The organism is Paraburkholderia terricola, assembly GCF_003330825.1.
GTDB lineage: Bacteria > Pseudomonadota > Gammaproteobacteria > Burkholderiales > Burkholderiaceae > Paraburkholderia > Paraburkholderia terricola.
Genome location: NZ_CP024942.1, coordinates 2,635,814 through 2,650,543, shown reverse-complemented (window position 1 = coordinate 2,650,543; position 14,730 = coordinate 2,635,814). Strand labels below are relative to the sequence as shown.

Below are 14,730 nucleotides of genomic sequence, written 5' to 3'. Positions count from 1 at the left end.
ATTGTCGCGTGTGTTGGGGCGCATTGCAAAGGCTGGCATGCCTCCAGCCAGGGACGCATGCCGTGTTCCGTGCGCGCCTTACTGCCCTTTCGTATCGCTGCTGGCGTTGGCGCCCGGTGTGTTGGTCGTATCGGTGGCCGGCTTGGCCGTCTTCGACTTCTTCATGTGATGCATCTTCGACTTCGAATGGCTCATCGCGCCGGAAGCCTGCATGTCGCCGCCTTCGCGCGTCGAAGTGTTGACGCCGGTGCTGGCCGGGTCGGTCCCGGCGGCGCCGCCGCCGGCCCCGCCCTGGGCCATCGCGAGCGACGAAGCGGCGGCCAACGTTGAAACGAGCAATGCATGCCTGATCTTCATGACGGTTCTCCTGTGCAAGAAAAAGCGGGTGCGCGACCCGGTCCACCGGATACGCAATCTCCCGACCTTTTTTCAGCAAGGGATGTGCCGCGCGTCATGCGATGCGCCGAATGCGCCGGCCGGCGCGGCCCGGCCGGCCACTAGGTTTCGCAAGCCACCAGTGCATGAAGTTCGTCGATATTGAACGGCTTCGCGAGGATCGCCACGCCCAGGCGGCGTGCGCGTTCCAGTTCGTCGGCGTAGCCCGTCATCAGCGCGATTTTCTGCGCCGGCCACGCGCTGCGGACTTTCTCCGCCAGATCGATGCCGTTCAGCTTGCCCGGCATCTGGATGTCGGACAGCACGAGTTCGAAGCGCGCGCCGCCCGACAGCACGTCGAGCGCCTGGTCGGCGGTGGGCTCGTGCCGCACCTCGCAGCCGAAGGTTTCCAGCACGGCGGTCACGCCGGCCGCCACCTCCTCGTTGTCTTCCACGAGCAGCACCATGCCGGCCGCGCCGGGCTCCGGTTGCCGCGCCGTTTCGACGTCGGCGGCCGGCGCCGGGCGCGGGCGCTCGCGATAGCGCGGCAAATACAGCCTGACCGTGGTGCCGCGGCCCGGCACGCTGTCGATTTTCGCGGTGCCGCCCGCCTGCTCGCACATCGACAGCACCTGCGCGAGACCGAGCCCCGTGCCCGAACCGCGCAGCTTGGTGGTGAACAGCGGTTCGAACGCGCGCCGGGCGACGGCCTCGGACATGCCCTCGCCGTCGTCGGAACAGGCGATCAGCACATATTCGCCGTCGGGCAACAAGGTGTCGCTGCCGACCAGCCGGTTGTTCTGACAGCGGATCACGAAGCGGCCGCCGTGCGGCATCGCATCGCGCGCGTTGACCGCCAGGTTCATGATCGCGAATTCGAGGTCGGTGGGATCGGCCAGCACCGGCCAGACGTTGTCGACCAGATTCAAGGCCAGTTCGACCTTGTCGCCGAGCGCCGCGTCGATCAGCGGCGTGGCGGCCGGCAGCCATCGGGAAAGATCGAGCGGTTCCTGCTTGAGCGGCTGCTTGCGCGCGACGCTCAAGAGACGCCGCGTGAGCGACTCGGCGGTGGCGGTGGCGCGCTGCATCGCGAGCACTTCCTTCTCGACGTGGTTGTAGCGCTTGAGCCGCGCGAGCTCGATATTGGCCGACACCACCATCAGCAGATTGTTGAAATCGTGCGCCACGTTGGCGACCAGATTGCCGAGCGCGCCCATGCGCTGCAACTGCCGGCTCGACGCTTCCGCCGACAGCCGCATCGCCACCTCGCCTTGCCAGCGCTCCCACGCGCGGCGCTCGGCTTCGAGCTGACGCAACGAGTACAGCACCAGCAGCCAGATCGCGATGCAGGGCGCCGCCGTGAGCGCGGCGATCATCAGGAAATGCCGGCGCCATGCGTCGGCGATGGCGCTCGTCGCGTAGGCGCTCATCACATAGAGCGGATAGTCGCCGACGCGGCGAAACGCGAGCAGACGCTCGACGCCGTCCACCGTCGAATTCAGCCGAACGTGGCCGAACACCTGGCGGTCGCGCAGCGCCGTGGCGAACGCGCTCTGCGCCTTCGGATTCGCGCCCGCGGGCCACGGCGGATAGCGCACCAGCAGATTGCCGTCCTGGCGATACAGGCCCAACGAAAGCGACGGGTCGCCATTGGTCAGGTCACGATAGAAGCGCGAAAAGTAGTCGTTGCGCAGCGCCACCGACACCACCCCGAGAAAGCGCCCGTCCGCGCCCGAGCGGCCGGTCGCGCTGCTGAACACATCGGTTTTCGACAGCGGCCCGAACATCGGCAGCGAGAAATAGGTTTGCGGCCGCATGGCTTTCGCGCTCGTGAAGTCCTCGCGCTGCGGGATCGAGCGCGGCGGCGCGGGATATTCGCGGCTCGACACCAGCAGGTCGCCGTTCGCGCCGAGCAGGGAAATCGACGCCACCTGCGGAAAGTCGCCGCCGATTTCCTGCAGGCGCTCGTGCAATTCGGCTTCGCGCGCGCGGATTTGCGCATCGTCCTGATTGTCGACCAACTCGACGATGCGCGAGGCCATCTGCTGGCTCAGATCGAGCACCTTGACGGCCTGCTCTTCGGTCACGCGCGCGAGCCGGTCGATCACGTTGTCGGAATCGGCGATGCGGCGCTGGTAATCGAAATAGCCGTAGCCCGCGAGGCAGGCAAGCGGAAACACGATCGAAACGGCGAGCACGATGAGAAGCATGCGCCGCGTCGCCGCGAAATTGCGCGAGGGCATGGGGAAATCGACTGCGGCACGCTCCGCCCGTTGCACGGTCAGCCTCTCCATAAAGGTCGATACAGATCAGCAAAGTTGCACACATCGTGCCGCGACGCGATGTTCGTGCGCTATTTCCTTTCTCATGATTTATACCTCACTTCCGCGCTTCTCCAAAGGACGCCTTGCAAGCCGGCCGGCGCGCGAGGCGGCGGGTTCGTCGGGCACGTCGATTGCTATTCGTCACACCATCCCCTTGCGCGAGAACCCGCCATGCAAACCATTGCCCGCCGTGTCGCCCGCTTCTCGGACCTGCGGGAGGATCGCGCCGAGCGCGTGGTGGTGGACGGCGAGAACATCCTGCTCGTGCGCCACGGCGACACGGTGCGCGCCTATGCCGCCGACTGCCCGCATGCGGGCGGTCCGCTGGAACAGGGTGGGTTGTGTCACGGCCGCATCATCTGCCCGTGGCACAAGGGCACGTTCGACGCCGCCACCGGCAGTGTGCTCGAACCGCCGCCGCTGGTCGCGCTCGACCGTTACCCCGTGGTGGTGAGCAGCGACGACGTGATCGTCGCGCCGCGAAAGCAGCCGCAAGCGGTGCGCCATGCCGCCGCCGCGCAACCGCATTACGTGGTGATCGGCGCGGGCGCGGCGGGCGCCGCGGCTTGCACGGCGTTGCGCGAATACGGTTTCGGCGGACGCCTCACGCTGATCGGCGATGACCCGCATGCGCCTTACGATTGCACCGCGCTCACGAAGTTCGTGCTGTCCGCCGACATGGCGCCCGCCGACGTGCCGCCGCTGCTCGCGCCGGACTGGCTGGCGCGGCACGACGTGGAGCGGATCGTCGCGAAGGTTGCCCGTCTCGACGTGCCCAGGCGCACGATTCATTTCGCCGACGGCGGCCAACTGACCTACGACACCGCCCTGCTCGCCACCGGCAGCGTGCCGAAACTGCCCGCGATCGCCGGCATCGAACTCGGCGGCGTCCACGTGCTGCGCAATCGCGACGACGCCGCCGCGCTCGTCGAGGCAATCGGTGAGGACGCGGAACACACGCGCGTCGCGATTCTCGGCGGCAGTTTCATCGGACTGGAGACGGCCGCCGCGTTGAGGAAGCGCGGCACGCCGGTCACCGTCATTTCGCCGGAGAAGACGCCTTTCGCGAGGCAATTCGGCGAACGCGCGGGTGCGATGTTCCGCACGCTGCACGAGCGCAACGGCGTGCTGTTTCACCTCGACACAAAGGTCGTTTCGCTCGAAGGCGAGGCGGGCCGCGTTCACGAAGTCACACTCGAAAACGGCGACCGCGTCGCCGCCGATGTCGTGCTGCTCGACACGGGCGTTGCACCGGCTACCGGTTTCGTCGAGGGACTGCCGCTGCAAAAGGACGGCGGCGTGATCGTCAATGCGGGCATGCAAGCTGCGCCGGGTCTCTATGCCGCCGGCGACATCGCGGTGTTTCCGTTGCACGAGCATCAGGAGCCGTTGCGCATCGAGCATTGGCGAGTCGCGCAGCAGCACGCGCGCATCGCCGCGCAAAACATGTGCGGCGCGCGTCATCGCTACGCCGGGGTGCCATATTTCTGGACGTATCACTTCGGCAAGAATTTTGAATATCTCGGCCATGCCAGCGAGTGGGACGACATCGTGATCGACGGCGAACTCGAACGCCAGCAATTCGTCGCGCTGTATGTGAAAGACGGCAAGGTGGTCGCGGTGCTCGCGTGCGAACGCCAGGCGCACACCGCGCGCCTGATCGACGCGATGCGCGGCGGCGTGTCCTGCGCGGACGCGCTGGCGCTCGTGCAAAGCGTCGTCGCGAGGAACAGCGCGCGGCCCCTCCCCTGACCAACAACTACATGCCCATGTAAAAAGCACCCGCGTCAATCCGTGTAGCTCACCGCTCATTTGATTATTGAAGGAGAAGTCGCCATGACAGACACCAAGGAGAAACATCCGCACGCCGACAAGAGCGAAAAGCAGATCGACGAACAGGTGGAGGAGAGCTTTCCGGCAAGCGACCCGCCTTCCACCGGCGGCACGACCAAAATCGTCCCCGACGAGGACGCCTCGAAAGAAAAGCCGTCGACGGATAAACCGTCGACTGACAAGCCAGCCAGGCGCTAGCCCGCCTCACTGCATCGGGACCGCCGCGCGCACTGCCGCCCGGCGGTTTTTCTCCACGCTCGCATTTGCCATCGATCCGGAAACGACAGGAACGTATCGCCATGTCAGACGAGACCGGCTCCGCTCAGGAACAGCACGATCAACGCGAACGCAAGGACACGAAAGACGGCGACAAAAAGAACGGCAACGATAAAAGCCGCCGCACGCCCGGCAAGAAGCCGCTGATCATTCTCGCCGCCGTGGTGGCGCTGCTGGCGATCGTCGCCTTCGTCTGGTGGTTCGCGACCCGCAACCAGGTTTCCACCGACGACGCCTACACCGACGGCAACGCCATCATGATGGCGCCGAAAGTCTCCGGCTACGTGGTGCGGCTCGCGGTGAACGACAACGTCTACGTTCACAAAGGCGACCTGCTGGTCGTGATCGACAAGCGCGATTATCAGGCGCAGGTCGATCAGGCCGAGGCGCAACTCGGACTCGCGAAAGCGCAACTGAATGCCGCGCTGATTCAGCTCGACATCGCGCGCATTCAGTATCCGGCGCAATACCGGCAAGCCAGGGCGCAGACCTCGTCGGCGGAAGCGAATTTCCGCCAGGCCGAGGCCGCTTATCTGCGCCAGCACGCCGTCGATCAGCGCGCCACCTCGCAACAGAACATCGACACCGCCGACGCCCAGCGCCAATCGGCCAGCGCCGGCGTGCAGCAGGCGCGCGCGCAATTGGCGAGCGCGAGCCTCGTGCCGCAGCAGATCCGTCAGACCGAGGCGAGCGTCGAGGAACGCCGCCAGCAGGTGCAGCAAGCCGAGGCGCAACTCGAACAGGCGCGGCTGAATCTCTCCTACTGCGAAGTGCGCTCGCCCTCCGACGGCTGGATCACGCGGCGCAATGTGCAACTGGGCAGCTTCCTGCAAGCCGGCGTGTCGCTGTTTTCGATCGTCACGCCGCAAGTGTGGGTGACGGCGAACTTCAAGGAATCGCAACTGGAGCGCATGCGTCCCGGCGACAAGGTGAAGGTCGAGGTCGACGCCTATCCGAAGCTCGATTTGCGCGGCCATGTGGATAGCGTGCAACTCGGCAGCGGTTCGCGCTTCTCGGCCTTCCCGGCGGAAAACGCCACCGGCAACTTCGTGAAGATCGTCCAGCGCGTGCCGGTGAAGATCGTCATCGACGAGGGCTTGCCGCGCGATCAGCCGCTTGGGCTCGGCTTGTCCGTCACACCGAAGGTGTATCTGAAATGAGCGCGTCGAACACCGCGAACGGCGCTCAATCGAACTGGAAGCCCGCGGCGAATCCGTGGCTCATCGCCATCGTGGTGACGCTCGCGGCTTTCATGGAAGTACTCGACACGACCATCGTGAACGTGGCGTTGCCGCACATCGCCGGCACCATGTCGGCCAGTTACGACGAAGCCACGTGGACGCTCACCTCGTATCTGGTCGCCAACGGCATCGTGCTGCCGATCTCCGGTTTTCTCGGGCGGCTGCTGGGCCGCAAGCGCTACTTTCTGGTGTGCATCATCGCGTTCACCGTCTGTTCGTTCCTGTGCGGGATCGCGACCGACCTGTGGCAACTGACCGTCTTTCGCGTCCTGCAGGGCTTTTTTGGCGGCGGCCTGCAACCGAATCAGCAGTCGATCATTCTCGACACGTTCCCGCCCGAACAGCGCGGCCGCGCGTTTTCGATTTCGGCGGTGGCGATCGTCGTCGCGCCGGTGCTCGGTCCCACGCTCGGCGGCTGGATCACCGACAACTTCTCGTGGCGCTGGGTGTTCCTGCTGAACGTGCCGGTCGGCATTCTGACCAGTCTCGCGGTGCTGCAACTGGTGGAAGACCCGCCGTGGAAAAAGACCGGGGACACGAAGGTGTCGATCGACTACATCGGCATCACGCTGATCGCCGTCGGGCTCGGCTGCCTGCAAGTGATGCTCGATCGCGGCGAGGACGACGATTGGTTCTCGTCGAACTTCATCCGCACGTTCGCGGTGCTGTCGGTGGCCGGCATTGTCGGCGCGACGTTCTGGCTGCTCTACACCAAAAAGCCGGTCGTCGATCTGCGCTGCCTGAAAGACCGCAATTTCGCGCTCGGCTGCGCGACGATCGCCGCTTTCGCGGCGGTGCTGTACGGCAGCGCGGTGCTGGTGCCGCAGCTCGCGCAACAGCAGCTCGGCTATACCGCGATGCTCGCCGGACTCGTGCTCTCGCCCGGCGCCGTGCTCATCACGATGGAGATTCCGCTCATCAGCAAGCTGATGCCTTATGTGCAGACGCGTTTTCTGGTGGCGACCGGCTTCGCGCTGCTCGCCTGCGCGCTCGCGTATTCGCATACGCTGGTGCCGAACGTCAATTACCCGACGCTCGTGAAAATGCGCAGCGCGCAATCGCTCGCGATCGGCTTCCTGTTCGTGCCGATCACCACGCTCGCCTATCTCACCGTGCCGCAGCGTTTGAACGACGATGCGTCCGCCCTCTTCACGATGTTTCGCAACGTGGCCGGCTCGGTCGGCATTTCGCTATCGACGGCGCTGATTCGCGAGCGCAGCCAGGCGCGCATGGCGCATCTGTCCGAACACATGTCGACGCTTTCGCAGAACTACAACGACGCGGTGCAGCGCGGCGCGCAAACCATCGCCGAGATGACCGGCGTGCCGTTTTCGCAAGCGCTGCAAACGGCGACCGGCCGCCTGTACACCACGTTCATTTCGCAGTCGACGATTCTCGCCTACGTCGACGTGTTCGCGATTCTCGCCGTGTTCTGCGCGCTCTGCATTCCGATGACGTTGTTGTTCTCGCCGGTCAAGGCGGCCGGCGGCGCGGGAGGACACTGACATGAGGCGCGCCGTTTTCAGCCTGCGCATGCCGGTGCTTTCGCTCGCGGCGTGGCTCGCCGCGTGCACGGTCGGGCCTGACTTCCACGCGCCGAACGCCGACGTGCCGCCGCAGTGGCACGATACGCGGCACACCGCCGCAACGGCTGCGCCCGCTGCACCCGCTTCCGGCGCGGACGTGGCATCGGTCCCCACGCTCGATACGGATCCCGATCCGCGCTGGTGGCGCAATTTCAACGACCCCACGCTCGACGCGCTTATCGAGCGCGCCGCGCGCGGCAATCTGGACTTGCAGCAGGCCGTGTTGCGCATCGTCGAAGCGCGGACCCAGGTGCAGAGCGCGGCGGCCCAGGGGTTGCCGAATGTGCGCGCGACAGGCAGCTACCAGCGCGAACAACTCGGCCTGAAAGGCTTTCTCGAATCCAACGGCGTCTATGACAAGGTGAACCGGCTCGGCGCGCCGGATTCGCCGATCAATGCAATCGCGCCGGGCGCGGGCCCCGCGCTGCAAAACGGCGCCAACAACGTGCTCGATCAGTTGACCTCGCCGACCAATCTCTGGCAAGCCGGCTTCGACGCCTCGTGGGAACTCGATCTGTTCGGCCGGGTGCGCCGCTCGGTGGAAGCCGCGAACGCGCAGACCGAGGCCGCGGTGGAAAGCCGCAACGACGCGCTGCTCTCGCTCGAGGCCGAAGTCGCGCAAACCTACATGCAGTTGCGCGGCGCGCAGGCGTTGCGCGACATCACCACGAGCCTCGTCGAGCAGCAACGCGATGTCGTCCGGTTGACGCAAAGCCAGGCGAAGGTCGGCCTCGCCAGCGAAGCCGACGTGAAAAGCGCGAGCGCGCAGCTTGCGCAGACCCAGGCGCAGTTGCCGCAATTCGAGCAGCAGATCGCGCAGGCGTCGAACGCGCTCGCCTGGCTGGTGGGCGAAGCGCCCGGCGCGCTGGAAGCGGAACTGTCCGCGCCGGCCGCCGTGCCGCCGGTGCCGCCCACGGTGCCGGTGGGCTTGCCGTCGACGCTCGCGCGGCGGCGTCCCGACATTCGCCGCGCGGAAGCCAGCCTGCATGCGGCGACCGCGAATGTCGGCGTGGCGGTCGCGCAGTTTTATCCCGATGTGTCGCTGACGGGCCAGGTCGGAACGCGCGCGACGAATGCGAGCGATCTGTCGCGCTGGTCGCATCTGTTCTATTCGTTTGGCCCGAGTGTTTCGCTGCCGGTTTTTCAGGGCGGCGCACTCGTTTCCAACTTGCGGATGTCGGAAGCCCAGCAGGCCGAGGCGGCGCTCGACTACCGCAAAACGGTGCTGACGGCGCTGCGCGACGTGGACAACGCACTCGTGGTTTATCGCACCGACCAGGCGCGGCGCGATTCGCTGGCGGACAGCGTCGCGGCGAACCAGACTGCGTTTGAACTCGCGCGCGACAGCTACCGCAAGGGGCTCACCAGCTTCATCAATGTGCTCGATGCCGAGCGGCAGTTGGCGCAGGCGCGCCAGCAATATGCGCAGGGGACCATGCAGGTGAGCACCGATCTGGTCGCCTTGTACAAGGCGCTGGGCGGCGGCTGGCAGGATGGTGGTGGTGCGGCGGCGGCGGCGACAACTCAAGCCGCACAGGCTGGCGCGGTTGCGTCGAGCGGCGGCCACGACGTCGTGTTCAAGGGTCGAGGGGATCGAGCCACCGCCCGAAGCGCCACGCAACGCTAGGCGTTGACCACCGCCAGGCTCTCCCCGCTCGTGGGCGCCTCGATTCGCCCGCACGCGGCGAGCATCTCCTGCAACGACGCGGCATGGCACTCGGCGCCCAACGCGCCTTGCAGGTCGCCGCTCCATTTTTCGACATCCTGCGCGGTCCACAAGCCGACGACGATCGCAACGTTCGGCAAGCGCGCGCGAATGCGCTTGACCAGATTGCGCAGATGCGAGGGGATGCCTTCGATCTGCAGATAGAGGATGCAGATAGTCCCAACGTCGTCCGCATCGAGCGTCTCGATCGACGCCCGCGACACCGCTTCGTGCGGCACCGCGCGCGATATGAAGCCGTGTTTTCCCAGCAGTTGCAACAGGATCGTCGTGGCGAGCGGATCGAGCGGGCCGCGCCCCGGAATGCACAAGACCCGGTTGTTCGAGGCGTGACGCGTTGGTCCGGCGCGTTGGCCTGACGTGTCGCCGGTTGCAGCCGGCGCTGTAGCCTGCATGGTGCTTTCCGCCGCGCCCGCATTCGTATTGCTCGTATTGCTCGTATTGCGAGGCGTCATGCGTTGTGCCGCGTCGCGGTCCACATCGCCCGCTTCGACAACCGGGTTCGCCGCGGGCTCAGCGCCCGCTTCGCGCCAGGGCGCGATCGGCCCCACGAGGTTCGCGCTTTCTTGCGTCGACGGCGTCGGCTTCGCTGGCACGCGATCGTCGTAGCCGTCGAGACCATCGACCAGGTCGTTCGTCGACGCCTCGATCCGCGCAAGCTGCGCCGCCGTCACGCTGCCGCGCAGCACGTCGTTCGCCGCGAGTTGCAGGCCCTTGATCGCCACCTCGTCGTAATAGGACGACAACGAACGCTCACGCAACCACACCTCGGCCTGCTCGATCGCTTCGTCCGGGTCGCCCGCGAGCGCGCGCTGGTAAAAGTTCTCGACCGGCGTAAGCGCGGGCTGGTCGCCGAGCAACACGTCGAGAAACTCCAGCCGTCGCACATGCCGGCCGAGCACGAGCAGGCACAAGGTCAACGGCGTCGACACGATGAGCCCAATGGGCCCCCAGATCCAGCTCCAGAAAATCGCGGCGACCACCACCGAGAACGGCGATAGCCCGGTGCTGCGTCCGTACAGCAGCGGCTCGACCACCTGCCCCACCAGTAGCTCCACGATGACGAAGAGCGCAATCGACCAGATCGCCATCGACCATCCTGGACTCACGGCGGCGGCCAGCACCGTGGCCAGCGCGGCGGCGATCCAGATGCCCACGTAAGGCACGAGCCGCAGCAAGGCCGCGAGAATGCCCCACAGGATCGGACTGGGCACGCCGATCAAAAACAGTCCCCCGCCGATCGCGCCCCCCAGGCCCGCGTTCAACCCCAGTTGCGACACGAAGTAACGGCTCAGGCGCCGCGCGGCTTCGTCCATCACCGTGGTCGTGCGGTGCAGGTCGCGCGAACCGAACAGACGGATCGCGCGATCGCGCAGATCGTCGCGTTGCAGCAGGATCACCACCATCACGACGAACACGATAAACGCCGTTTCGAGCGGACTGATCGCCGGCGACAACACGCGCCGCGCGAGTTCGAACGGCGTGGGCGCCGGCTCGCGCACCTCGACCGGCAGGGCGGCGCTCGCGGCGCCGCTCGCCGCCGCTGCGCCATTGCGCGGCGCCTCCCGTTGCGCGGGTTCGACGGTGGCGCGTTGCAGCGCCTGGCCCGCCATGCCGGCCAAATGGCTCAGCCTGCCGATGGTCAGCTTGTGCACGGCTTCCAGCTTGTGCTCGACGGTCACCTGATAGCGCGGCATGCCGGCGGCGAGATCGGTCAGCTGGTTGGCGATCACCGCGCCGAGCAGGCCGATCACCGACACGGAAATCGTCACCGCGGCAAACACGGACGCGACATGGCCCAGCTTCAGGCGAGCGAGCGACTTGGCAAGCGGCGCGACGAGAAAGCTCAGCAGAATGGCGAGCGTCATCGGAATCAGCACGGCTCGCGCGAAGTACAGGCACGCGACCACCGTCACGCCGACGGCGAGCGCGATCAAACCCTCGATGCCGAAGGCGGCGGGCGGAGCCTGAATGCGGGTCGCGGGTCTCGGGCCAGGCTGGTCGGGAGAATCCTTCACTTCGTCGTTCTGCACGGGTTTGCGTCGTCTCGAGGGTGCGAGCGCCGCCAGGCAGCGGCTTCGCATCCGACGCGCGCGTTATTTTTTAGGTTCCTCCGCGATCGGCCCGCTTTCGATCGGCGGCGCTTCCTTTTCGATTTCGGCGCGCGCCCGTTCCCAATACTCCTCGGGCGTGCCCTTCGGCTCGTCGGCGTGCTCCCACAGGTAATAGGCGCGCCGGCGAATCTCTTCCTCTTGCGAGGTCTGTTCGGATTCAGGTTGCTGTTGCATGTGATTACCCTCGGTTGGGACGTGGCGACGAGCGGCATCGGCCGGCACCGGGCGGGTGCCGCGCAAGGCGGCCTCGCGCGCGGGCAATCGCAAGGAAGCAAGCGTTATACCCGGCGCGGGCGCGTCGGTTTATCCGCTGGTGTTGGCGGGCTGTCGCGTCCCGATCCGTCAAGCGTGGGCCGGAGGTTCGCTTTCGTCGGTGGTGAGCTGTTCTTCCAGCCTGTCGAACACGCGTTGCGTCGCGCGGCTCGGCGCTTCGAGCGCGAACAGCAGCAGCGAGCGCGCCGTCACCTGATACGCGTCGCCGGCGCTGAATTGCGGCAACTCGGAGCGCACCGGCATATTGGTGTCGAGCAGACAAGTCCACTGGTCGCCCTCGGGAATCTCGGGCAGCGTGAAATTGACGACGTCGTGATGCGCGTTGAGCACCAGCAGCAAGGTCGCGTCCGATGCGGGACGGCGGATGCCGCTCGCCTGGGCGCGGCCGTCGATCACGAGGCCGAAGCAGCGCATCGCCGGATCGTCCCATTGCTCCGGCGTGAGGTCCGCGCCGTCGGGCGAGAGCCAGCGCGCGTCGGTCACGTCCAGCGCCTCGTTGTATTCGCCGGTGAGAAAGCGACCGCGCCGCAATACCGGCAGACGGTGGCGCAGCGTGGTGAGATTCTTGACGAACTCGGTGAGCGCGCGGCCTTCGTCGTCGACGCTCTCCCAATCCACCCAACTGATTTCGTTGTCCTGGCAATACGCGTTGTTATTGCCCTTCTGCGTGCGGCCGAATTCATCGCCGGCGAGGATCATCGGCGTGCCTTGCGAGAGCAGCAGCGTGGCGAGCAGATTGCGCTTCTGGCGCTCGCGCTGCTGGCGGATCTCGGCGTCGTCGGTCGGACCTTCGACGCCCATGTTCCACGACTTGTTGTCCGAGTGGCCGTCGTTGTTGTCCTCGCCGTTGGCCTCGTTGTGCTTGTCGTTGTACGAGACGAGATCGTTGAGCGTGAAGCCGTCGTGCGCGGCGACGAAGTTTACGCTGGCCCAGGGGCGGCGGCCGCGATGATTGAACTTGTCGCCCGAACCGGTCAGGCGTTTGGCGAGATCGCCGACCTTGCCTTCGTCGCCCTTCCAGTATTCGCGCACGGTGTCGCGAAAGCGGTCGTTCCACTCGGCCCAGCCCGGCGGAAAACCGCCCACCTGATAGCCGCCCGGCCCGCAATCCCACGGCTCGGCGACGAGGCGCACGCTGTTGAGCACCGGATCCTGGCGGCAACTGTCGAGAAAGCCGCCGCCCTCGTCGAAACCGTGCGGCTCGCGGCCCAGGATCGTGGCGAGGTCGAAACGGAAACCGTCCACCTTCATTTCCGTCACCCAGTAGCGCAGGCTGTCGGTCACCATTTGCAGCACGCGCGGATGCGACAGGTTCAGCGTATTGCCGGTGCCCGTGTCGTTGATGTAATAGCGCGGCTCGTCGGGCAGCAGCCGGTAGTAGGACGCGTTGTCGAGGCCCTTGAAGGAAAGCGTCGGGCCGCGCTCGTTGCCCTCGGCGGTGTGGTTGTAGACCACGTCGAGAATGACTTCGAGGTTGGCGTTATGAAAGCGGTCCACCATCTCCTTGAATTCGCCGACCGATTCGGTGGATGAAGCAAAGAAGCGCGGGTCGGCCGCGAAGAAACCGATGGTGTTGTAGCCCCAGTAGTTGGTGAGACCTTTTTCGAGCAGATGGCTGTCGTTGACGAAGGTCTGTATCGGCATCAATTCGACTGACGTGACGCCGAGGCTCTTGATGTAATCGACCACCACCTGCTGCCCGAGCCCCGCAAAGGTGCCGCGCAGAGTGTCGGGCACGTCGGGATGACGCCGGGTAAATCCGCGCACGTGGGTTTCGTAGAAGATCACCCGCTCCCACGGCAGCGCACTGCGCTCGGGATGGCTCCACGAGAAGTTGGCGTCCACCACCTTGCACTTCGGCACGAAGGGCGCGCTGTCGCGTTCGTCGAACGAGAGGTCGCCTTCCTCGGCATCGAGCGTATAGCCGAAGATTTCCGGCGTCCATTTGAGTTCGCCGATGTGCGCCTTGGCATACGGGTCGAGCAGCAGCTTGTTGGGATTGAAGCGATGCCCCTGTTCCGGTTCATACGGCCCATGCACCCGATAGCCGTAAACCGCGCCCGGTTTCAGATTGGGCACGAACACATGCCAGACCTCGTCGGTATATTCGGGCAGTTCGATGCGCTCGATTTCGTTCTCGCCGGTTTCATCGAACAAACACAGTTCGACTTTCGTTGCATGCGCCGAAAAGAGCGCGAAGTTGACACCACTTCCATTCCACGTCGCACCGAGCGGAAAAGGCGTGCCTTCCGCGACGCGCGTCGAGTAGCTGCTCTGGGATGACATAGGGGTTCCTGTGGAAGCGCGAGCGCGTGCACGCGTGTTCTAGTGTATGGCCAAACAGCAAGCGCGCCCGAAGGAGCAAATTGCGGGCCCGGCTTTCGCAGGTCTCGCTTCGCGGAGCACGCGGCCTCCGGCCAATGAAGCGGCACGAGTTTTGCACCAGCATGATGAAAAGCTTGTCGACCCCGCGCCGTTACAAGCGCAAGAACAAAAGGGAGAAGAGTCATCATGCGAAGCCTACATACTGCGCCGCTCGTGGCGGCGGTACTACTCGCCGCGACGCTCGCCGCCAACGACACCTACGCTCAGGGCGCGCCCCAGGCCATCACCGAAAGACGCACGGACGTGGTCCAGCTCGCGAGCGGCTACCGCGCATCGAAACTGACCGGCGCCGATGTCTACAACAGGAACAAGGACACCATCGGCACCCTGGACGATCTGATCGTCTCGCCGAGCGGTGACAGAAGCACCTACGCGATCCTGTCGGTGGGCGGCTTCCTCGGCATCGGCAAGCATCTGGTGGCCGTGCCGTTCAACGATTTGCAGATCAACAATCGCCGCATCGTGCTGCCGGAAGCGACCAAGAAATCGCTCGAAGCGCTGCCTGAATTCAAGTACGCGGATTGATCCGCGGGCTATCCGCCGCCGGCGGTTCGGCTAGAACGTTGATTGCCCGCGCTGACCGGTTGCAAGGAGCGGAGC

11 protein-coding genes are annotated in these 14,730 nt (G+C 65.7%); 6 read left to right on the top strand and 5 right to left on the bottom strand.

What is annotated here, in order from left to right; genetic code table 11:
• Positions 1-78: 78 nt before the first annotated feature.
• Together CUJ90_RS30520 and CUJ90_RS30515 are read right to left on the bottom strand one after the other, a co-directional pair.
• Positions 79-357, bottom strand: coding sequence for a hypothetical protein (locus CUJ90_RS30520; protein ID WP_073428411.1), 279 nt, complete (start codon positions 355-357; stop codon positions 79-81).
• A 140-nt stretch (positions 358-497) separates the two neighbouring features.
• Positions 498-2,654 carry a hybrid sensor histidine kinase/response regulator gene (locus CUJ90_RS30515; protein WP_193615229.1) on the bottom strand — a complete coding sequence of 719 codons (2,157 nt, stop codon included), beginning with the start codon at positions 2,652-2,654 and terminating at the stop codon, positions 498-500.
• A 216-nt stretch (positions 2,655-2,870) separates the two neighbouring features.
• Here CUJ90_RS30515 and CUJ90_RS30510 point away from each other — a divergent pair, with 216 nt between their 5' ends.
• The 5 genes from CUJ90_RS30510 to CUJ90_RS30490 all read left to right on the top strand — a co-directional run bounded on the left by CUJ90_RS30510 (position 2,871) and on the right by CUJ90_RS30490 (position 9,262).
• The gene (locus CUJ90_RS30510; protein WP_073428413.1) at positions 2,871-4,451 is read left to right on the top strand and encodes an FAD-dependent oxidoreductase; all 1,581 of its coding nucleotides are present in this window, start codon (positions 2,871-2,873) and stop codon (positions 4,449-4,451) included.
• 84 nt (positions 4,452-4,535) lie between these two features.
• Positions 4,536-4,730: a hypothetical protein gene (locus tag CUJ90_RS30505; protein ID WP_073428414.1), complete on the top strand. Its 195-nt coding sequence runs from the start codon at positions 4,536-4,538 to the stop codon at positions 4,728-4,730.
• Between the two features lie 101 nt (positions 4,731-4,831).
• Positions 4,832-5,968: an HlyD family secretion protein gene (locus CUJ90_RS30500; RefSeq protein WP_114164540.1), complete on the top strand. Its 1,137-nt coding sequence runs from the start codon at positions 4,832-4,834 to the stop codon at positions 5,966-5,968.
• Entirely contained in the window at positions 5,965-7,554 is a 1,590-nt protein-coding gene (locus tag CUJ90_RS30495) for a DHA2 family efflux MFS transporter permease subunit (RefSeq protein ID WP_114164539.1), read from the top strand. The genes CUJ90_RS30500 and CUJ90_RS30495 overlap by 4 nt, the downstream gene beginning before the upstream one ends.
• A 1-nt stretch (position 7,555) precedes the next feature.
• Complete coding sequence (locus CUJ90_RS30490) at positions 7,556-9,262, top strand: efflux transporter outer membrane subunit (RefSeq protein ID WP_114164538.1); 1,707 nt, start codon at positions 7,556-7,558, stop codon at positions 9,260-9,262.
• On the opposite strand, the gene CUJ90_RS30485 is transcribed toward CUJ90_RS30490, so the two are convergent.
• The 3 genes from CUJ90_RS30485 to glgX all read right to left on the bottom strand — a co-directional run bounded on the left by CUJ90_RS30485 (position 9,259) and on the right by glgX (position 14,031).
• Entirely contained in the window at positions 9,259-11,376 is a 2,118-nt protein-coding gene (locus CUJ90_RS30485; protein ID WP_244220135.1) for an AI-2E family transporter, read from the bottom strand. The genes CUJ90_RS30490 and CUJ90_RS30485 overlap by 4 nt on opposite strands.
• Positions 11,377-11,454: 78 nt before the next feature.
• The gene (locus tag CUJ90_RS30480; RefSeq protein ID WP_083082414.1) at positions 11,455-11,646 is read right to left on the bottom strand and encodes a DUF2934 domain-containing protein; all 192 of its coding nucleotides are present in this window, start codon (positions 11,644-11,646) and stop codon (positions 11,455-11,457) included.
• A 168-nt stretch (positions 11,647-11,814) separates the two neighbouring features.
• Positions 11,815-14,031 carry a glycogen debranching protein GlgX gene (gene glgX, locus CUJ90_RS30475; RefSeq protein ID WP_114164536.1) on the bottom strand — a complete coding sequence of 739 codons (2,217 nt, stop codon included), beginning with the start codon at positions 14,029-14,031 and terminating at the stop codon, positions 11,815-11,817.
• A 225-nt stretch (positions 14,032-14,256) separates the two neighbouring features.
• Here glgX and CUJ90_RS30470 point away from each other — a divergent pair, with 225 nt between their 5' ends.
• Entirely contained in the window at positions 14,257-14,655 is a 399-nt protein-coding gene (locus tag CUJ90_RS30470) for a PRC-barrel domain-containing protein (RefSeq protein WP_090518724.1), read from the top strand.
• Positions 14,656-14,730 lie beyond the last annotated feature (75 nt).

What these genes read in the sequence shown, in the direction of transcription:
- CUJ90_RS30520 (WP_073428411.1), bottom strand. Translation starts at nt 357, where the DNA reads ATGAAGATCAGGCATGCATTGCTCGTTTCAACGTTGGCCGCCGCTTCG.
- CUJ90_RS30510 (WP_073428413.1), top strand. Translation starts at nt 2,871, where the DNA reads ATGCAAACCATTGCCCGCCGTGTCGCCCGCTTCTCGGACCTGCGGGAG.
- CUJ90_RS30505 (WP_073428414.1), top strand. Translation starts at nt 4,536, where the DNA reads ATGACAGACACCAAGGAGAAACATCCGCACGCCGACAAGAGCGAAAAG.
- CUJ90_RS30500 (WP_114164540.1), top strand. Translation starts at nt 4,832, where the DNA reads ATGTCAGACGAGACCGGCTCCGCTCAGGAACAGCACGATCAACGCGAA.
- CUJ90_RS30495 (WP_114164539.1), top strand. Translation starts at nt 5,965, where the DNA reads ATGAGCGCGTCGAACACCGCGAACGGCGCTCAATCGAACTGGAAGCCC.
- CUJ90_RS30490 (WP_114164538.1), top strand. Translation starts at nt 7,556, where the DNA reads ATGAGGCGCGCCGTTTTCAGCCTGCGCATGCCGGTGCTTTCGCTCGCG.
- CUJ90_RS30480 (WP_083082414.1), bottom strand. Translation starts at nt 11,646, where the DNA reads ATGCAACAGCAACCTGAATCCGAACAGACCTCGCAAGAGGAAGAGATT.
- glgX (WP_114164536.1), bottom strand. Translation starts at nt 14,031, where the DNA reads ATGTCATCCCAGAGCAGCTACTCGACGCGCGTCGCGGAAGGCACGCCT.
- CUJ90_RS30470 (WP_090518724.1), top strand. Translation starts at nt 14,257, where the DNA reads ATGCGAAGCCTACATACTGCGCCGCTCGTGGCGGCGGTACTACTCGCC.